21 protein-coding genes are annotated in these 17,720 nt (G+C 61.7%); 10 read left to right on the forward strand and 11 right to left on the reverse strand.

What is annotated here, in order from left to right:
• The first annotated feature begins 93 nt into the window (after positions 1-93).
• From FFT87_RS01930 to FFT87_RS01950, 5 genes are all read left to right on the forward strand, one after another.
• Complete coding sequence (locus FFT87_RS01930) at positions 94-708, forward strand: GNAT family N-acetyltransferase (RefSeq protein ID WP_219949705.1); 615 nt, start codon at positions 94-96, stop codon at positions 706-708.
• A gap of 234 nt (positions 709-942) precedes the next feature.
• Positions 943-1,512 (forward strand): ATP/GTP-binding protein, encoded by a 570-nt coding sequence (locus FFT87_RS01935; protein ID WP_219949706.1) that lies wholly within the window; start codon positions 943-945, stop codon positions 1,510-1,512.
• Complete coding sequence (locus FFT87_RS01940) at positions 1,512-1,937, forward strand: roadblock/LC7 domain-containing protein (RefSeq protein ID WP_219949707.1); 426 nt, start codon at positions 1,512-1,514, stop codon at positions 1,935-1,937. Before FFT87_RS01935 ends, FFT87_RS01940 begins: the two co-directional genes overlap by 1 nt.
• Before the next feature lie 35 nt (positions 1,938-1,972).
• Complete coding sequence (locus tag FFT87_RS01945) at positions 1,973-2,332, forward strand: hypothetical protein (protein WP_219949708.1); 360 nt, start codon at positions 1,973-1,975, stop codon at positions 2,330-2,332.
• A gap of 69 nt (positions 2,333-2,401) precedes the next feature.
• Positions 2,402-3,382, forward strand: a complete 981-nt coding sequence (locus FFT87_RS01950) for a DUF2510 domain-containing protein (protein ID WP_219949709.1) — start codon at positions 2,402-2,404, stop codon at positions 3,380-3,382.
• Between the two features lie 44 nt (positions 3,383-3,426).
• Here the strand turns inward: FFT87_RS01950 and FFT87_RS01955 are convergent, their stop codons facing one another.
• Complete coding sequence (locus FFT87_RS01955) at positions 3,427-4,341, reverse strand: serine hydrolase (protein ID WP_219949710.1); 915 nt, start codon at positions 4,339-4,341, stop codon at positions 3,427-3,429.
• Positions 4,335-6,302, reverse strand: coding sequence for a M13 family metallopeptidase (locus FFT87_RS01960; protein ID WP_219949711.1), 1,968 nt, complete (start codon positions 6,300-6,302; stop codon positions 4,335-4,337). Before FFT87_RS01960 ends, FFT87_RS01955 begins: the two co-directional genes overlap by 7 nt.
• 75 nt (positions 6,303-6,377) lie before the next feature.
• Between FFT87_RS01960 and FFT87_RS01965 the strand changes: the two genes are divergently transcribed.
• From FFT87_RS01965 to FFT87_RS01975, 3 genes are read left to right on the forward strand one after another with little or no spacing between them, the layout of a single operon-like run.
• Positions 6,378-7,799, forward strand: coding sequence for an MFS transporter (locus FFT87_RS01965; RefSeq protein WP_219949712.1), 1,422 nt, complete (start codon positions 6,378-6,380; stop codon positions 7,797-7,799).
• Between the two features lie 33 nt (positions 7,800-7,832).
• Complete coding sequence (gene nucS, locus FFT87_RS01970) at positions 7,833-8,528, forward strand: endonuclease NucS (protein ID WP_219949713.1); 696 nt, start codon at positions 7,833-7,835, stop codon at positions 8,526-8,528.
• Between the two features lie 31 nt (positions 8,529-8,559).
• The gene (locus FFT87_RS01975) at positions 8,560-9,222 is read left to right on the forward strand and encodes an HAD hydrolase-like protein (RefSeq protein WP_219949714.1); all 663 of its coding nucleotides are present in this window, start codon (positions 8,560-8,562) and stop codon (positions 9,220-9,222) included.
• Positions 9,223-9,258: 36 nt separating this feature from the next.
• On the opposite strand, the gene FFT87_RS01980 is transcribed toward FFT87_RS01975, so the two are convergent.
• Together FFT87_RS01980 and FFT87_RS01985 are read right to left on the reverse strand one after the other, a co-directional pair.
• On the reverse strand, positions 9,259-9,759 hold the full coding sequence (locus tag FFT87_RS01980; protein ID WP_219949715.1) for a hypothetical protein: 501 nt from the start codon (positions 9,757-9,759) through the stop codon (positions 9,259-9,261).
• Positions 9,760-9,761: 2 nt separating this feature from the next.
• Positions 9,762-10,217 (reverse strand): hypothetical protein, encoded by a 456-nt coding sequence (locus FFT87_RS01985; RefSeq protein ID WP_219949716.1) that lies wholly within the window; start codon positions 10,215-10,217, stop codon positions 9,762-9,764.
• Positions 10,218-10,434: 217 nt separating this feature from the next.
• On the opposite strand from FFT87_RS01985, the gene FFT87_RS01990 reads away from it, so the two are divergent.
• Entirely contained in the window at positions 10,435-10,836 is a 402-nt protein-coding gene (locus FFT87_RS01990) for a hypothetical protein (protein WP_219949717.1), read from the forward strand.
• A gap of 35 nt (positions 10,837-10,871) precedes the next feature.
• Here FFT87_RS01990 and FFT87_RS01995 read toward each other — a convergent pair whose 3' ends face one another.
• From FFT87_RS01995 to FFT87_RS02015, 5 genes are all read right to left on the reverse strand, one after another.
• Complete coding sequence (locus FFT87_RS01995; protein ID WP_219949718.1) at positions 10,872-12,005, reverse strand: NAD(P)/FAD-dependent oxidoreductase; 1,134 nt, start codon at positions 12,003-12,005, stop codon at positions 10,872-10,874.
• Positions 12,002-12,532, reverse strand: a complete 531-nt coding sequence (locus FFT87_RS02000) for an isoprenylcysteine carboxyl methyltransferase family protein (RefSeq protein WP_219949719.1) — start codon at positions 12,530-12,532, stop codon at positions 12,002-12,004. Before FFT87_RS02000 ends, FFT87_RS01995 begins: the two co-directional genes overlap by 4 nt.
• A gap of 67 nt (positions 12,533-12,599) precedes the next feature.
• Positions 12,600-13,658, reverse strand: coding sequence for a type III polyketide synthase (locus FFT87_RS02005; protein WP_219949720.1), 1,059 nt, complete (start codon positions 13,656-13,658; stop codon positions 12,600-12,602).
• A 56-nt stretch (positions 13,659-13,714) separates the two neighbouring features.
• The gene (locus FFT87_RS02010) at positions 13,715-14,254 is read right to left on the reverse strand and encodes a DoxX family membrane protein (RefSeq protein WP_255560009.1); all 540 of its coding nucleotides are present in this window, start codon (positions 14,252-14,254) and stop codon (positions 13,715-13,717) included.
• A gap of 131 nt (positions 14,255-14,385) precedes the next feature.
• Complete coding sequence (locus tag FFT87_RS02015) at positions 14,386-15,423, reverse strand: NAD(P)-dependent alcohol dehydrogenase (RefSeq protein ID WP_219949721.1); 1,038 nt, start codon at positions 15,421-15,423, stop codon at positions 14,386-14,388.
• 108 nt (positions 15,424-15,531) lie between these two features.
• On the opposite strand from FFT87_RS02015, the gene FFT87_RS02020 reads away from it, so the two are divergent.
• Positions 15,532-16,215, forward strand: a complete 684-nt coding sequence (locus FFT87_RS02020; protein WP_219949722.1) for a TetR family transcriptional regulator — start codon at positions 15,532-15,534, stop codon at positions 16,213-16,215.
• A 93-nt stretch (positions 16,216-16,308) separates the two neighbouring features.
• Here FFT87_RS02020 and FFT87_RS02025 read toward each other — a convergent pair whose 3' ends face one another.
• Together FFT87_RS02025 and FFT87_RS02030 are read right to left on the reverse strand one after the other, a co-directional pair.
• Entirely contained in the window at positions 16,309-16,464 is a 156-nt protein-coding gene (locus FFT87_RS02025; protein WP_219949723.1) for a hypothetical protein, read from the reverse strand.
• A 64-nt stretch (positions 16,465-16,528) separates the two neighbouring features.
• A complete protein-coding gene (locus FFT87_RS02030; RefSeq protein WP_219949724.1) occupies positions 16,529-17,719 on the reverse strand; it encodes an MFS transporter in 1,191 nt (396 codons plus the stop codon).
• Position 17,720 lies beyond the last annotated feature (1 nt).

Consider the following 17,720-nt stretch of genomic DNA (forward strand, 5'->3'; position numbering starts at 1 on the left):
CCCGTTCCCCGTAATTCACCAGCAGTAACACCGCCAGCAGCACCGTCACCGCCAGCAAGCGCAGCATTCGCCCCACAACGAAGAGGGTCGCCCATGAAAGCGTTCGAGTTCAGCACTCCGCTCCAGACGGAGCGTCTGCGGCTTCGCAGCCTCACTCTCAGCGACAACGACGTAGATGACGTTCACGCTCAGCAGTCGAATGCGGAATTGACCGCCTACATGCTCTACGAACCCCGCGACCGCGCGACCGTCATGGAGAAGATCGCCGAGTGGACAGCAAGCGAAGTCCTCGCAGAGAGCGGTGACTATCTCCAGCTCGCTATTGAACTTGCGGATGCTCGGCCACCGGGGGCACAGACTGCTTCCGAACGTCGTGCTGTGGTCATCGGCACCCTCTATTTCAAGATCGAAAGTGCTGAAGACTCGAACGCCGAAATCGGCTGGGCGCTGCACCCCAACTTTCAGGGAAAGGGCTACGGCAGGGAGGCGGCATCCGCTCTGATCGATCTTGCTTTTGACGCCCTCAAGCTTCATCGGGTGTTCGCCAATCTGGATCCGCGCAACGACGATTCGGTGCGTTTGTGTCGTGCCCTCGGGATGCGGCATGAGGCCCACCACGTAGAGGACATGTGGTTCAAAGGAGCGTGGGCCGACACCGGCATCTACGCGATTCTTGATCGCGAGTGGGCTGCGTTCCGCGCCAAGTAGGCCGCCATATCGCAGTATTGCTCATACCCATTTACGGGGACAGACAGAACGTTCTGGTGCGGTTTTCTGCGGGTGTTTTACTCGCGCCCCCCGAGTGGGGACTCGCGGATATTCGCCCAACAAAAGAGCCTATTAACACCGCACACGATGCTCGTTCGCGTGGCGGTTTTTTTGCGCCCACCGCATCTCAGGTCGGCTCCGAATGACCTAATAACCCGATCACGAAAGAGAACTATGGCTGAGCACGTCGTGTTATTCGCCGGGCCCATGGGCTCCGGCAAGACGACGGCAATTCGTAGCCTCAGCGAGATCGACGTCGTGTCGACAGAGGCGACGAACACTGACCGTGTCACGGCAGACAAAGAGACGACGACTGTTGCGCTCGACTATGGCGAGATCACGATTGACGACGTCACCAAGGTGCGCCTCTACGGCGTACCCGGCCAAAAACGCTTCGACTTCATGTGGTCGATTCTCGCCGGGCGCGCCCGCGGTTTGCTTCTCCTCATCCACAACGATGCCCCTGATTCGATCACGCTGCTCCTGCAGTACCTTGATGACTTTCAGGAGCTCAGTGCCCGCGGCGCCGTCGTGATCGGCGTCACCAAGACTGATGTCGCCGAACGTCCATCAGTCGCTGACTACTCATCGGCCCTCTCGGTCGCGTTTCCCGAACGACTCATTCCCGTCTTCACCGTTGACCCTCGAAATGCTGAAGAAATGCGCACGCTGCTGCTGACTCTAGTCGCGAGTGTGGAGATGCGCGAACTGCTCACCCCAACCGCTGCAACTGAAAACATCTGATGAACCTCTCTCCCGCGCCCGAAGCGCCCACCAACATTCCTTCCCACCTCAACGCCGTGCATATTGAGGCGGGCAACCGCACCCTGACCGAGATGCACGAACTCGCCAGCTCCCTGACCTTCGCGGCGATGCTCACCGATGACGGATTCGAGATCGTTCACCTGAATGGCGCGAACACCGACGGCGGACGTTTCGCCAGCATGTCTAGCTCTGTGCAAGCACTCAGCGATGCCGTCGCCCACGAACTGAAAATCGGCACGAACCAGTACGTGATCATCGCGTCGGAGTTCGGCCATGTCATCCAGCTGCGAGTCCAAGGACACCCCATCGTGCTCGCCGCATCATTTGACACCAATGAAACTTTGGGAAAAGGCCTCTCCATCGCCCGGCTTGCCGCGCGCCGTATGGCCGAACTCATCGCATAACGACACACCAAACCGCACCTAACGAAAGAAGAACCATGTCTAACATCACCGAAACCCTCGCAACCCTCCTCGAGACTGACGGCGCCATGGCGGCCGCAGTAGTCGACAGTGGTTCGGGAATGCTTCTCGGCAGCGCCGGAACCGGCATCGACCTCGATGCAGCAGCGGCCGGAAACACCGAAGTTGTGCGCGCGAAGCTCAAGACCATGAAGGCTCTCGGCCTCAAGGACTCCATCGACGACATCCTGATCACGCTGTCGACTCAGTACCACATCATCCGCCCGCTGGCATCGAACCCCGAGGTCTTCATCTACCTCGTCCTTGACAAGGCAAAGTCGAACCTCGCCCTTGCTCGCATCAACGTGAAGACCGCAGACGCAAACCTCGGCCTCTAACGAGAACATTGACTGTGGCGGTCGATTCATGACCGCCACAGAGAGCCTCATCGCTCAGAGAGAATCATCATGACCCACGGCACCGACGTTCCCGCAGGGTGGTACCGTGACCCGCTCGGGGCCCCTCAGCTTCGCTGGTGGAACGCCGCCGCCTGGACCGAGCACGTCTCTGAACTCGCCAACCCCAGCACGCCACCGAGCGACACTTCGGCGCAGCAGGAGCGAGAGGTCACCACCCCGACTCTGGTTAACGATCGCGAACCCCTGATTATTCATCCTGCACCGAGGGTGCGAGCAAGCGATCATGCTGCCGCCGCCGCGCGGCGCGGCTCAACCACGGCACTCGTTCCTGATCGCGAATCAGAGCAGCACACACCAGAACCTCAGCAAGACGCGGAGCCTGCGCCCAGACGCGAGCGACAGCGCACATCGTCACCAGAGGCAGCTTTCTCACTCACAGCCGACACGTGGAATGCGCTCAACCGTGCCATCACTGAGGCCGTCCATTCTCCGGCAGAACCCCTCGTCGAACTCAGGTTCATTGACGCCCCCACCCTCGTTATCGACCCACGCGGCCAGCTGTACTGGTGGGCAGACTCCATCGATAACCTGGCGTCGACCTCTTCTGACAGCGATGTCGAAACCGTGCCCCGCCCGTTGGGAATCCATCACAATGAGGCCGGCCGTGATTGGGAACCCCTTGTCTGGCTCGTCGGAACTCAAGCAGAGCCCGAGTCATTCGACCCCCTGAGCCTCTCTGGCGCTCGGTTCAAGCTACGCCGTTGGCCAAACCTGACGACGTTGAAGCACACCACGGACCAGATGACGATGACAGCAATGCTGGGCGCGGCCTACCTCACGGTCACCGAGCTTGCGTCTCTCGCCAAAGTCGAGACCGATGACGCTCGACGTCTGGTTTCCACCTTTGAACTCATGGGGCTGTTGACCCACACCGTCGACACGACGGCCGATGCTGCGCGTGATCCCTTCAGCGCACCACAAGCCAAAGAAGGCATCTTCTCGCGACTCAAGGCTCGCTTCAGCCGCTGATCGCACGATGCTCGGCGAGCTCCGCTGCACTACGGAAGACGCCGTTAGTGCACGTACTCCATGAGGTCATAACCGAAGACGCGCAACGCCTCGATTACTCGCAATCGCGCTTGCATGTTGCTGTCTTCAAACTGAATGGATGCCGCATAGGCAATCGCACGCTTGTTTCCTCTGAGCGCGCCCGCTTCCGCTCGCACCCCACGATCGATGCCGGTCTTGTTGACGAGCAACGTGTTGTGGTCTGCTCCCCGATGAGCCAGCGGATCAAGCCCGAACGCACTCGCAACCAGCGAGAGGTCTGTGTTGAGCGAGAGCCAGCCGAGCACGCGTTGGCTGGCGATGGAATTCACGATTTCTCCGCGAGCCAGCGCGCCAAATAGCCAGCTGAGTTCGATGGTGGAGCCGACGGAGACTTGGGGTGCGTCGTCGGGACCTCGGTTGTCGCGCACGAGGTCAAGAAGGGCAGTTTTGGTGAGGCCGAGGGATTCGGTGCGGGCTCGCACGGCATCCAACCCGATCAGTCTCAGGAGCATATTCGTGGCGAGGTTGTCGCTGGTGGCACCGACGAGCGCCGCTAGGTCGGCGACGGGTAGCGATGGCGCTTGCAGGTGTTGCCAGAGTCCGGCTGCGCCTACTGAGGCTCCGGGAATCTTGTCGAGGATGCCGTAGGGAGCAAATTCGCGTTGGTCGAATCGTGCCGACACTTCGATGAGCAGCAGAATTTTGCCGATGCTGGCGGTGGGCAGTTCAACTCTGTCGTCGATACTCAACACCGTCTTGCCCGTGTTGATATCTACCGCGCTTGCCGACACCCGGATTCCGGAGTCGCCGAGCTTCAACTTTCCGAGCGCGGCAAAGGTACTCGTGAAGTTGGGTTCTTCACCAGTTCCGGCATGCTTCGCTACGCGGGGTGTGCGAATGCGCTGACGGCGTTCTCGGGTTTGCTCAATCTCTACCAAATAGTGACGCGATCTTTCGGGGATAGCCACAGCGAATCGGATTCAGTAACACCAAATGTCTCATAGAACGCATCGATATTGCGAACAATTTGGTTGCAGCGGAACTCGTTTGGCGAATGAGGGTCGATCGCGAGCAGGCGAATGACTTCTTCGTCGCGGCCCTTTTGCTGCCACGCTTGAGCCCAGGACATGAAGAATCGCTGTGCGCCAGTGAGGCCGTCAATTACTCGCGGCTCCGCTCCGTCGAGCGAAATCGCGTAGGCCTTCCAAGCGATAGCAAGCCCGCCAAGGTCTCCGATGTTTTCACCGATGGTGAGCGAACCGTTGACGTGATGCTCAGGAACCTGCGCCGGCGCGAGGGCGTTGTACTGATCGATGAGCGACGTAGTGCGCTCTTCGAAAGCCGCCTTGTCTTCGGGCGTCCACCAGTCGATGAGGCGACCGTCGCCGTCATATTTGGAACCCTGGTCGTCGAAGCCGTGGCCAATCTCGTGGCCAATGACAGCACCGATCGCTGCATAGTTAGCGGCGTCATCCCGACCCTCATCGAAGAAGGGGTACTGCAAGATGGCGGCAGGGAACACGATTTCGTTGAAGCCGGGGTTGTAATACGCATTGATGGTTTGCGGGGTCATGAACCACTCGTCGCGGTCGAGCGGCTTGCCGATCTTGCCGAGTTCACGCTGGAACTCAAACTCGTTGGCGGCACGCATGTTGCCTGCCAGATCATCTGCGCTGATCTCGAGGGTGGAGTAGTCACGCCACTTGGCCGGGAACCCGATCTTGGGCGTGAACTTGTCGAGCTTGTCGAGGGCCCGTTCGCGAGTTGTTGGGCTCATCCACTCGAGGTTGGTGATCGACTGGCGATAAGCCTCGACGAGATTAGCTACGAGCACATCCATCGCCGCTTTGGCTGTTGGCGGAAAGTGACGCTCAACATAAATCTTGCCGACAGCTTCGCCAAGAACGCCCTCAACGAGGGAGACGCCGCGCTTCCACCGCGCCCGAATTTCGGGCGTACCCGAGAGGGTGCGCCCGTAGAAGTCGAAGTTTGTCTCGACGAAGTCGCCCGAAAGGTACGCCGCGTTATTGCGGATGACCTGCCACGACAGCCAGTCACGCCAGGCTTGCAGGTGGTCGTCGTTCAGTACCGCCTCAAGCCCTTCGGCGAAGCTGGGTTGACGCACAACAACCTCGTCGAAGGCGTTGGCCGGAACATCGATCGCGTCGAGCCAGACGTTCAGGTCAACGGCACCCGTCAGGTCGTTGGCAGCCTGCCACGTCATCGGGTTGTAGGTCTTCTCACTATCGCGGTTCGCGACGTTATCCCAGTGCTTCGACGCGATCGCGGTTTCGAGGGCAACGATGCGGGCGGCACGCTCGGCGGGAGCGTCAAGGCCGGCGAGGGTGAGCATCCGCTCAATAAAGGTTTCGTACTTGGCGAGAATGTCAGCGAACTTCTCTTCGCGGTAGTACGACTCATCGGGCAAGCCAAGGCCGCCCTGCTCGAGAAAGACGAGGTAGCGCTCGGGGTTTCCGGGGTCGTTGTCGACGAAGAGCTGGAAGAAACCGCTCGTGCCGCCGCGTTCGAGACGACCAAGAGTGCTGAGAAGAGTGGGAATGGAATCAACAGCGGCGACGTCGGAAAGTTGTTGCGCGATGGGAGTCGCGCCCAGTTCATCGGCGCGGGCTTCGTCGAGGAAGCTCGCATACAGGTCACCGACCTTGCCAGCTTCAGTGCCAGGGTCTGCTGACTGAGACTCAATGATGATGTCGCGCACGGCAACCTCAGACTCCTCGGCCAACACCATGAAAGAGCCATAGCGTGCCTTGTCGGAAGGGATCTCCGTGCGATCGATCCACGCACCGTTCACATGCCGAAAGAGATCATCTTGCGGGCGAACCTGCGGATCGAGATCGTTGACGGCAATTCCTGAAGGTAATGACGATTCGGCACTCATGCGTCCCAGCCTAAGGCTTTCTTTACAAGGATTCGCTGCGAATCTGAGACTGGCATCGAGCCCTACAATTAAGCGATGACAGCCTCTGACTCGGCCGCCTCTGTTTCCCCTCTACCCCACGGACTCACCACCCGCCAAGTGCTTTCCTGGCGCAACGCCATCGCGACGCTATTCGCGCTCGCTGGCTTCTCGTTCGCCAGTTGGGTTGGCCGCATCCCGACGGTGCGCGACACTTTTGACGCCACCCACTCGGAGATCGGCGTGCTGTTGTTTGGGCTCGCAATCGGATCCCTTCTTGGGCTCCTGGTTGCCGGCAAACTTGTCGACCGGTTCGGCGCTCGAATCGTGGTGCGAGTGTGCGTCGTGGTCTTCGTAGGCTCGCTCGCAGCCACCGCCCTCATCATCGGTGTGCTTGGCAGCTTCTTAGGCGCCGTGATCTCCCTCGCCGTATTTGGCCTGGCGTTTAGCACCTACGACGTCGCCATCAACCTGTCGGGCACCGCCAACGAACGGCTGCTCGGCCGCTCGACCATGCCAACCCTGCACGGCTTCTACAGCCTCGGCACAATGGGAGGGGCTGGGTTCGGCGCGGCGGCGGAGGCCCTCCACGTTCCCCTGGCCACCCACCTGATCATCGTTTCGGCGATCGTGCTCATCACAGCGCTGCTCGTTTCAGCGTTCATCTTGCCGGAAAGACTGGCCGATCCCCCGCCGAACACCGTCGAAATGAAGATCGCTGCGGGAGAGCTGGCCGCACCGAAGCTGAAGAGCGTCTGGCTCGAACCCCGCACCATCCTGATCGGCATCATCGTGCTCGGCATGGCCTTTGCCGAAGGGTCGGCTATCGACTGGCTCGCTCTCGCCATGGTCGACGGGTACGAAATCTCCAACGCCTTCGGCACCCTCATTTTCGGTGTCTTCGTGACGGCCATGACTGCAACCCGCTTCTATGGTGTTCGCGCCCTCGACCGCTTCGGTCGCGTGCCCGTGCTGCGCACATCCGCTGGTCTCGCAGCCATCGGCTTGTTGCTCGTCATCTTCTCGCCGGTCGTTCTGCTCGCCGTCATCGGCACCGCCCTCTGGGGTGCCGGCGCTGCGCTCGGCTTCCCCGTCGGCATCTCGGCCGCCGCCGACGACCCCAAACGAGCCACCGCCAGAGTCACCGCGGTTGCGACCATCGCCTACGCCTCAACGCTCATCGGACCACCCATGATTGGCGTGCTCAGCGACCAGGTCGGCGTGCTGCACGCGCTGCTCCTGATTGTCGTTCTCGCGATCATTTCCGGACTTCTCTCGCCCTACGCTCGCGAGCTGGCAGGCCGCCACGCGTACACGTACATCGACTTCTCGTCGCCGGGTACGACATCCGCGGCCGTCACTATTGCGACGACCGAAATGCACTTCATCATCACGCCGGAGGAGATCGAAGAGGCTCAGCGCGAAAACGAGCGCCGGGGCCTTGGCAAGTTCAAACGCAAGCTGGGCGGCGGCAAATAGCAACTGCCCGCCGCACACCGTTAGGCTCATCGGGTGCGACTTGTCATAGCCAAATGTTCCGTTGATTACGCCGGGCGTCTCAGTGCCCACCTTCCCCTCGCAACGCGACTGCTGTTATTGAAGGCGGATGGCAGTGTGCTCGTGCACTCCGACGCGCTCTCGTACAAACCTCTCAACTGGATGAGCCCACCCTGCGTGCTCTCCACGATCGAACCCGAAACTGAGCAGTCGGATGCCGGAGTCACCGAAATCTGGAAAGTCGCCCACACCAAGTCGGCTGACATGCTCATCGTCTCGATTCACGAAATCCTGCATGACTCGAACCACGAGCTGGGCGTCGACCCCGGACTGCAGAAGGATGGCGTCGAGGCTCACCTGCAGAAGTTGCTTGCCGAGCACATCGAAATTTTGGGCGACGGCTACCGCGTTGTGCGCCGCGAATACATGACCGCTATTGGGCCAGTCGACATTCTCGCGACCGACGAGAAGGGCGCGAGCGTCGCTGTCGAACTCAAGCGACGTGGCGACATCGATGGTGTCGAGCAGTTGACGCGCTACCTCGAGCTCATGAACCGCGATCCGCTGCTGGCTCCCGTGACTGGTGTGTTTGCCGCCCAGGAAATCAAGCCCCAGGCGCGCACACTGGCGAAGGACCGCGGCATCCGCTGTGTGTTGTTGGACTACGACGAGATGCGCGGCCTCGACGACCCCAACATGCGATTGTTCTAGTATTCAGGCACGCAGCCTAGGCTGGTAGCAAATGGCTAATAACTGGACTTGCATTCTCGTTGACCTTGACGGCACGATCGCTGATTCGGCGCCCGGAATTACGGCGTCGCTCGCGCACATGTTTGAGGAGCTGGGTTATCCCGTGCCCTCGCAAGAGGAGCTTCTGGCGTATGTGGGCCCGCCGATGCTCGACTCATTTCGTGACCGCGCCGGCTTCACCGCTGTCGAGTCCGCCCAGGCGCTCTCGGTGTACCGCCGCCATTACATGGAGGGCAACAACGCCAACGGCAGCGCCATTTTCCCCGGCATGGCCAAAGTGCTGAAGAAGCTACACAAGAGCGGGATTCCGCTGGCGCTTGCTACCTCAAAGCCTGAGTTTCCGGCATCCGTGATTCTCGATCACGCGAACCTCACCCAGTACTTCCGGGTACTCGCTGGCGCGTCGATCGACGAAATTCGCAGCGCGAAGAAGGATGTCGTTGCTGAGGCCCTCACGCGCCTGACAATGATCGGTGCCGACGTGAGCAATCCGGTCATGATCGGTGACCGCGACTACGACATCGAGGGCGCTGCCGAGCACAGCATCCCCACGATTTATGTCGACTGGGGATACGGCAACCCCGGTGAATCCGACGGCTCGATCGCTGTGGTTTCGAAGGCTGAAGAACTGCTGCCGCTGTTGCTTCCTAGCTAGCGCTTGCCCTAGTTCGACTAGCAGTGTTCGTGAGCGCTAACGCGCTCTGGGGTCAAGCGGAAACATTCTCCGACAAGTGTAATTTGCCACGTCATATTTTTCGTCTGGCTCCCGGTCGAAGATGACGATGTGTACTTCGCGATCAAGGAGGTCAACGAGCTCCTCGTGGGTTACTTCGACCCCGTCGTGCAGCAACACTGCGCCGCCGTCTTCGAGCGTCACCGACGTCGAGTAAACATTTGCATCCTCGACACCCTGACTCGCGAGACATTTGGCCATGAAGTGAGGTAGCTCGACAGCGGTGACGAACCGAATCACGGGCACCTCGGGGAGTTCCACCTCCGGATACAAGGCTTCTAAGTAAAGACGGGCAGTCTGATCCTCCTGCCGAGCTAGTGCAGCGGATTCTGCAGGAGACACCGTTGGTCGAGCCATCGTATTTGCGCCAGAAAGGGTGCACCCCGTAAGTAGACCAGTGGCAAGCGCGACAACGCCTATCGCTGCCCCGTGACGGAAAATTCGTCGTGTAACGGCCATTGTTAGTTCTCACCAGCAAGTTTCAGCTCGACGATCTTCGGGAACTCGTCGTTGAAGGTCTGTTCAATCACAAGCGGATCCCGGTGAACGCCGTCAGGGATCTGGAGCACGTGGAGCGTGTACTCAATGTTGTTCAGCGGCACCAGCAGCGATGGTGGTTGACGAAATTCAACGTGCATCACGCCGTCGTCAGCCGCATGCGCTTTCGTTGGCGTCCACTGTCGACCGCTACTTCCTCCCGTGCGGATGCCGACCTTATCGTCATCAATGAGGCATGCGACGAGGTCTCCAGAGTCGTCATTCACGACGACGTCGGCACCGTCGCAGTCGCCGGCATTCTTGAGCGCGATGCTGGGGCCGACGCACGCGGTCAGGGAGAACCCGCACACGAGCACGAGCGCCACGAGCCCGCTCGCACGGTTAATCGTCCGGTGACGAAAATCGAATGTTCTCCGCATTTCCTGTGCCCTCCACTTATGCGATCGGGGCGTGCCCGCTTAATCTAACTAAAGCTCACTCTGGAATTCGAGAGGGGAGTCGGGCACGAATGTAATCGAATTGAGACGGCGCCTGCTCACCATGGAAGCGACGCGGTGAGGCGGTGAAATGCAGACGTCGTAAAGCTCGAAAACGTTGGGTAGCGCGTCGTCAACGTGCTCGTCTAAGGTCACAGCTATGAGGCCAGCTATCGTCGGTATTTTCGCAACCTTCGCCGCGCTCGGCCTCAGCGGCTGCACCTCCGTGGCTGAAGAGACCTACTCCGGCGGCCCGGAACAACCCCTCACCACCATTGAGAAAGATTTCATTGACGGCGATCCGAGCGTGGTGTGGCTGACGGATCCCGGGCACTTTGCCCTCACGCTCTCGGGCAGTTCGAGCTGTCCGGCCTATCCAACTGAAGTCCGAGAGATCGATACCCAGACGATCGAGGTTGTCTTACAAATGACACTCCGGCCCATCTGTTCGGCGGATCTTGCGCTGGTCACGTATGAGCTCAGCACCCCCACCGGCATCGATGAATCAAGTCCCGTTGTGGTCGTTGTCGAGACTGATGAGTTCGAGCTCGCGCCGCGGTGAAGCAATGTGCGGAGTGGCCAGTTCGAGCTTCCTCGTTAGCGAGCGAGACTCTCCACGATGCGACCGTAAAGTCGTGGCAACCGCGCGGCGAGCGGCACGATTGCTCGGCGCAGCGGTGAGTTGGCGGCGGCCACAAGGCCGGTCGTGAGCATCCGAAAGTCGCGGGTCACTCGACGCCACTCGCGCTCGTACCGTTCGGGTTCACCGGCGACGATGCACTCGATCGCGGCGCGCGCTTCAGCCAGCCCTAAGCGGATGCCCTCCCCCGTGATCGCATCAACGTAGCCGGCGGCGTCGCCCACGAGCAACACTCGACCCGCGCGCTGCCCGGTGGTGTTCTGCAATAGCGGGCCAGCTCCCCGCACCGTCGAGGCGGGGGATGCATGGCGTAGGCGTTCGGCGAGCACCGGCACACTCGCCAACGCCTCCTCGAATGACGTTCCGCGCGGGCCCAACACCGCAACACCCACCTCGTTGTCGCCAACCGACGTGACGTACAACTCCGCATTCGGCGCCCAGTGCACCTCGACGAGATCAGTCCACGGTGCAACCTCAAAGTGCTGCCGGATGCCGAACCGCCGAGAATCGTGGCGCCTCACGCGGCTAGGGCGCGCGGCCAGGCCGACAAGCTCGCGCACCGTGGAGTGCAGGCCATCGCAGCCGAGCATCCACCGCCCCTCGATGGTGCGGCCGTGTTCGAGGTGCGCGGATACCGCGCCGGCGTTCGCCTTCGCGCCGCCCTGCCCATCTACTCCGCGGTTCGCACTACGGCTCGGGCCAACCACCTGCTCGCCGTCACCAGACTGCTCAATCGCCTCAACCTTGCCGGTCACGAACTCGACGCCGAGCTCGACCGCGCGTTCGGCGAGCGCCCGGTGCAGTTCGGTGCGACGGACGCCGAGCGCGGCATCCGAAGCGAAGCGGTGTTCGGCGGTGCGATTGCCATCTTGGTAGCTGATGCCCGCGATCGTGCGCCCGTGCGGGTGCACCCCGAGGGCAGCAAGTTCGGTGACGGCGCCGGGCATGACTCCCTCGCCGCAGGCCTTGTCGATCGCGCCGGTGCGGGGTTCGATCACGAGGGCGGTGAGGCCGTGCATCCGCGCGTTGATGGCAGCAGCAAGACCAATGGGCCCGCCGCCAACGACGATGATGTCGACGACGCCACTCATGGCGTCAGTTCGCGCAGGGCCCGGTTTTCGGTCGGGATGCGGAACGCCAGCAGCAGCACCGCGTTCAGCACGGTGAAGACGATCGCGGTGACCCAGGCGGTGTGCACGAGCGGCAACGCAATGCCCTCGATCGCGACAACGAGATAGTTGGGATGGGGCAGCCAGGTCAGCTTGTAAGGCCCGCGGTTCTGCACGCGGCCGGCTCCGGGCACCACGATTACGCGGGTGTTCCACTGAGCGCCGAGCGAGTTGATGATCCAGTAGCGCGCGGCTTGGCTCAGGAGCGTGATCACGAGCATCGGGATTCCGAGCCACAACAGGAACGGGCGATCGGCGACGATCACTTCAACGACGCAGGCGATGAGCAGGCCCGTGTGCAGGGCCACCATCCACGGAAAATGCTTCTGCCCATACTCACGGCCGCCACGCTCGAAGGCCGCAGCGGCATTGCGCTTCGAGATGCGCAGCTCATAGAGGCGTTCCATCCCCGTGCCGAGGACGAGTGCGATGTAGGCGATGACGGTCATGCGCGGGGCTCCTTCAGCTCGATCACGCTGTCGGCGCAACGGTCACCGAGCTCGGCAGCGCTGCGCATCACGACCATTCCAAGAGAACGAATTCGGCGCTCACTCCGGGGCCGAGAGCGAAGGCGAGAGCGTGGCTACCGGGGGCTGGTGCCGGGTCGGCGTGCAGAGCATCCGCCAGAACATGCAGCACTGCCGCCGATGACAAGTTGCCGACGCGGGCGAGGCAGTCCCAACTGCTTTGCAGGTCGCTGCGCTCAAGCCCAAGTGAGCTTTCGAACGCTTCAAGCACTCGAGGACCACCTGGATGCGCGAGCCACGTGTCGATATCCGCAATCGTCAGTCCGTTACGGCCCAGAAACTCGCTGACCTCGGTCGGAAAACTATTCTGAATCACGTCAGCCACTCCCGCGGTGAGCACGATCTCGAAACCGGTGCCGCCCACGTTCCAGCCGATCACATCGTGGCTGTCGGCGATAAACGTGCTGCGGGTGTCAACAATTCGCGGGCCGGGTTCGCTGCGGTTCTCCCCCACCATGACGACGGCCGCAGCCCCATCACCAAAGAGTCCGGTGGCCACAAAGTTGCCCATCGTTTGGTCGTCGCGCTGCAGGGTGAGCGAACACAGTTCGACGCTCAACAAAACGCCGACCTCATCCGGATGCCCGACCAAATAGTCATGCACGCGGGCCAAGCCTGCGGCTCCCGCCACACAACCCAAGCCGAACGAGGGAACCCGTTTCACATCGGGCCGCAGCCCCAACCGCGGAACGAGCAGCGCATCGACCGAGGGTGCCGAAACCCCCGTGACGGAGGTGAAAAAGACGAAGTCAACATCGCGCGGGGCGAGCCCGGCATCCGTAAGCGCTGTGGTGAGTGCCCGGTCGAGGAGGTCGGTGGCGACGCGGATGAACTCGTCGTTGCTTTCACGAAAGCTGCCGAGGTCGCGGTAGCGCTCGAGCGGGAGGGCAGTGTGTCGACGCTGGATGCCGCTGGCTCCGTGCATCCGCTCGATGACGGACTGATGCGAGGGTGTGGCTGACAGTAGCGGCCCCAGCTCGGCAGTGATTTCGGCTTGGGTATAGCTGTAGTCCGGCACGACCGGAGCGACTGCCGCAACTCTGCTCATTCAGCGACTCCGCTCATTCAGTGAAACTATCACGCAGCGAGGCCAGAAACCCGAGGTCACGCACCGAGGTTGCGGCCGTCGTTGCGGCGGTAGGCACGCCAGGCGCGCCACGCTCCGGTAGACCAGAGGGCCCAGAGAACGAGCACCGGCTGGAACGGCATCCGGATCCAGCGCTTGAGGTCAGTGTCGAGGCCGAGCGAGTCGACGTGGTTCACGAGCTGCGAGATGTTGCCGGGGTAGATCGCGATGAAGAACGCGGCGGCAACCCAGCCGACCTGCGGGCGGTACTTCTTGGCGAAGATGAGCGCAGTGCCGAGAGCAATCTCTACGACACCGGATGCGACGACCACAAAGTCTTGGTCGAACGGTTGCCAATCGGGCACCTGCGCCTGAAAGTCTTGGCGCGCAAAAGTGAGGTGGCTGATGCCGGCGAACACGAGGGAGGCACCGAGCGCAATTCGCCCGATGCGGCGGCCGATGCGGCTAGCGCGGGATGGTTCGTCGGGCGCGGTTGAATCTCTGACCGAGGCGACGTCGATCTGTTCGTTCGGTTTGGACGGCTCAGTCGAATCGTTGGCCGCTGGTGTTTTCATCATCTGACCATACTGTCTGGCTGGGCTTGAAAACTGCCGAGTAACAAGCCGCGGCTCCCACCCGTGAGGTGAGAGCCGCAGCCTTCGCGGTGTGCGGTGTGCGGTGCGCGAGCAGCAGGGTGCCGATTCGCAGATTATGGAATGAGCACCGCACGGCCGGTAATGCGCCCAGCTTCGAGGTCATCGAATGCTGTCTGGAAGTCAGCCAGCGGGTACTTCGTGATCTCTACGCCGAGCTTGCCCTGCTGGGCGAGTGCGATCACCTGGAGTTGATCAGCACGCGTTCCGCCATACGACAGTTGAACGTCGGCACCCCACGGGAGGGCCTGGCCGACACCCACGAAGTAGTCGAATTTTCCGCCACCGAGGCCCACGAAGCGGAGCATTCCACCGGGGGCGATTACCGCCGTGGCAAGGTCAACGGTGGGCTGAACTCCGACAAAGTCGAAGACGGCATCCGCACCGTACTGGTTTGTCTCGTCGAGGATGCGTTGGGCAGCAGCGCTGTCGCTCTTGAGCACCAGGTCGGCGCCGAGGTTGCGCGCAAGTTCGAGTCGCGCGTCGTCAGTGTCGAGAGCGATGATTCGGGCTCCCGTAGTTGCCTTGAGAATCTGCAGGCCGAGGTGACCGAGGCCGCCAATGCCGATCACTACGGCGGTCGAGCCGGGAGTGAGGCGCGAACGCGCACTGTTGATGGCGTGCATGGGGGTGACGCCAGCATCCGCGAGGGGTGCCGCTTGAATGGGGTCGAGGTCACCAATCTTGTCGAGGTGACGGGCCTTCACGACCATGTACTCAGCCATGGCCCCGTCTGGGCCGAGACCCGGGGTGGTGGGGAATTGCATCCGGCTACCGTTGACTTCGCACTCGTTGTCGCGACCTTCAACGCACGAGCGGCAGTGGCCACACGCCCAGACAACGCTGATGAGAACGGCGTCGCCCGTGCTGTAACCCTCGAGCGCGGAGCCGACTTTCTCAACCCAGCCGGCACCTTCGTGACCGACGGTTCCGCCGAAGAAGGGCCACTCTTCGCCCATGTGGAGAACGTGGAGGTCGGAGTGGCAGAGACCAGCACCCGCTACCTTGACCAAAATCTCATCGGGACCAATTTCCGGTACCGGAATGTCTTGAAGTTCCATCTTGCCTGGGCTTACGAGCTTCACTGCTTGCATATGCTGAATCCTCTCTAGGGGCGAGGCTGAGGTTTGTAGCCTCGCGTTAACCCTATCCGTTCTATCTGACAAGTGTCAGATAGTGGTCTATTCCGCTACAGTTCTCAGATGGATGCTCGCACTCGCCGCTCTCGCGATGCTCTCGTCGCGGCGGCCTACGCTCTAGCGGAGCAGCGCGACATTGCCACCATCTCTGTCACCGACATCACCAACGCCTCGGGCATCAGTCGAGACACCTTCTACCGTCACGCCAGCGACCCCGTCGACCTCATCGCGAACGCTCTGCACGCGGAATTGGCAGAGGCCCTTGGCGAATTCGGGGATCTCCTGACACCCGATGCACAGACACTGCCTGCGTCGGAGGCAATGGCGGTGTCTGCCGGCTCCGGCACCGGCTCAGACCGCAGCAGTGGCAGCAGCGCCTCCGACACCGCGAGCACAGCGCACCACGTTTTCGTCGGCCCCACTCGCGTCTTCCTCACCCACGTGCGCACCCACGCGACGCTTTATCGGATGGCGGCGAGTGGCAGTCTCAGCGGCAGGCTGCGGTCGGTACTCATTGAGCCGGCACGGGAAATCCTTGCAGCCCATCTTCGGCGGCATCCCGAAATTGTGCCTGCTGATCTCGCCCCGCTCTCAGCAACCACTTTTGCGATGGCCGTCGCGTATGCCGCCGGGGGAACCGTCGCCGCAGCAGAAGCCTGGCTGGTTACGGGAGACCTCGATGACCTCGAGGGCGCGGTGCATGCGGTGCTCGCCGCGAGCCCACAATGGTGGGGCACGCGCGACTAGCCCCCACAGGGCACACTGGTTGCGCAAGCGAAGCCGCGCCTCATCCGCCTCACGACTTCTTCGACGACCCGGCGCTTTCGGTGCTTTTCGGAGCTATTTACTCGTGCCGTCATCAACGACGCGTGGCGGGCCCTCGGGGTGAGGGGTTCCACCCTCGTTTACCCAGTCGTCAATTTCGTCAGCATCTTCTCGTGGGATCGGTCGTGAACGCCCAAACATCGACCGAACTTTGTCTGCGAACTTACCCATGTCTCGCATTGTAGCCATCGAACTGTGAAGCTCAGCGGAAAGAAGGCGATGGTCATGGAACGCTTTAGTGCGCTGAGCCGGGAGCCTGCCGCGGCCCGAAAATCACAAACATCACGGCGACGATGATCGCCCACGCCGGATACGTCAGCCACACCCATTCGGCCCCGGGTTCGCCGGAGTCGGCGAGCGCGTAAATCACCCCGGCCGAGCCACTGCCGACCGCGCCACCAATCGCGTTGGCGAGGCCCTGCACTCCGAAGTAGCTGGCGACGGAACCGTCGGGCGCAAAGCGCGAAACGGTGGCGTTGAGCACGGGCTGCACAAGCATCTGCCCGACGATAAACACGGCGACGCCCACGAGCATCCCGACCAGATCCGTCGACAGCCCCATGAGCCCGACGCCTACGCCGAGGCACGCGGTAGCGCACGCGAGGGTGATGCGGTCGGGCAGGAATCGATTAGCGGCGCCGGTGAGCGGCAGCATCGTGATCACCATCACAATCGCGGCGCCAGAGTAGATGAAGCCGAGGTCGGAGGGGCCAGACGTGAACTCGGCTGCCCGGAACGGGATCACGAGATAGAACTGGGCGATGAGCACCGCGGTACCCGCGACGAGCGCGCAATAACGGAGGAACGCGGCATCCGCGAAGGCCACCCTCAAACGCGGTGGCGTGCGAGCCCGTTCTTCATCGCTCGGGTGCGGCAAACCGAAGGCGCTGATGATGAACGCGATCACGAACATCCCGGCCGCCGACAAACTCACGAACGCAAAGTCGGCACCGGCAAGAAAACCACCGATGATGGGGCCAACGATGAAGCCGACGTTGCTCACGACCTCGCGCGTCGAATACACCCGCACCCGGTCGGCGCCGGTCGTGAGAGCCGCATAGGCTGAATAGCTTGCGGGGTGAAAGAGGGCGCCACCCAAACCGGTGAGGATCGACGCGACCACGAGCAGCGGAATCGACTCGACGGTGCCGAGCATCGCAAATCCCAGCGCCCGAACCAGCACCCCGATCAGGATGGCGCGGCGAAAGTTGATGCGGTCGGCAACCCACCCGGCGATCGGCATCATCCCGTTTTGGGCTGCCGTGCGCAGCGCCGTGAGGGCAGCGACGACCGCAATCGTGAGGGTCAGATCTTGCAGAAAATGATATGCCAGCAGCGGCACAAGCATGTAAAAACCGACGGCCATCGTGAAGGTATCGCCATAGAGAACCTTCAGCGCAAACGAGATCGGCGGGCGCTTCGCCACT

Source organism: Salinibacterium sp. M195, from assembly GCF_019443965.1.
GTDB lineage: Bacteria > Actinomycetota > Actinomycetes > Actinomycetales > Microbacteriaceae > Rhodoglobus.

Bases quoted from the DNA above. Each gene is read 5' to 3' on its own strand.
- FFT87_RS01930 (WP_219949705.1), top strand. From the start codon at position 94: ATGAAAGCGTTCGAGTTCAGCACTCCGCTCCAGACGGAGCGTCTGCGG.
- FFT87_RS01950 (WP_219949709.1), top strand. From the start codon at position 2,402: ATGACCCACGGCACCGACGTTCCCGCAGGGTGGTACCGTGACCCGCTC.
- FFT87_RS01980 (WP_219949715.1), bottom strand. From the start codon at position 9,759: ATGGCCGTTACACGACGAATTTTCCGTCACGGGGCAGCGATAGGCGTT.
- FFT87_RS02015 (WP_219949721.1), bottom strand. From the start codon at position 15,423: ATGCAAGCAGTGAAGCTCGTAAGCCCAGGCAAGATGGAACTTCAAGAC.
- FFT87_RS02025 (WP_219949723.1), bottom strand. From the start codon at position 16,464: ATGGGTAAGTTCGCAGACAAAGTTCGGTCGATGTTTGGGCGTTCACGA.
- FFT87_RS01985 (WP_219949716.1), bottom strand. From the start codon at position 10,217: ATGCGGAGAACATTCGATTTTCGTCACCGGACGATTAACCGTGCGAGC.
- FFT87_RS01960 (WP_219949711.1), bottom strand. From the start codon at position 6,302: ATGAGTGCCGAATCGTCATTACCTTCAGGAATTGCCGTCAACGATCTC.
- FFT87_RS02020 (WP_219949722.1), top strand. From the start codon at position 15,532: ATGGATGCTCGCACTCGCCGCTCTCGCGATGCTCTCGTCGCGGCGGCC.
- FFT87_RS01945 (WP_219949708.1), top strand. From the start codon at position 1,973: ATGTCTAACATCACCGAAACCCTCGCAACCCTCCTCGAGACTGACGGC.
- FFT87_RS02010 (WP_255560009.1), bottom strand. From the start codon at position 14,254: ATGATGAAAACACCAGCGGCCAACGATTCGACTGAGCCGTCCAAACCG.
- FFT87_RS01940 (WP_219949707.1), top strand. From the start codon at position 1,512: ATGAACCTCTCTCCCGCGCCCGAAGCGCCCACCAACATTCCTTCCCAC.
- FFT87_RS01990 (WP_219949717.1), top strand. From the start codon at position 10,435: ATGAGGCCAGCTATCGTCGGTATTTTCGCAACCTTCGCCGCGCTCGGC.
- FFT87_RS02005 (WP_219949720.1), bottom strand. From the start codon at position 13,658: ATGAGCAGAGTTGCGGCAGTCGCTCCGGTCGTGCCGGACTACAGCTAT.
- FFT87_RS02000 (WP_219949719.1), bottom strand. From the start codon at position 12,532: ATGACCGTCATCGCCTACATCGCACTCGTCCTCGGCACGGGGATGGAA.
- FFT87_RS01965 (WP_219949712.1), top strand. From the start codon at position 6,378: ATGACAGCCTCTGACTCGGCCGCCTCTGTTTCCCCTCTACCCCACGGA.
- FFT87_RS01995 (WP_219949718.1), bottom strand. From the start codon at position 12,005: ATGAGTGGCGTCGTCGACATCATCGTCGTTGGCGGCGGGCCCATTGGT.
- FFT87_RS01935 (WP_219949706.1), top strand. From the start codon at position 943: ATGGCTGAGCACGTCGTGTTATTCGCCGGGCCCATGGGCTCCGGCAAG.
- FFT87_RS01975 (WP_219949714.1), top strand. From the start codon at position 8,560: ATGGCTAATAACTGGACTTGCATTCTCGTTGACCTTGACGGCACGATC.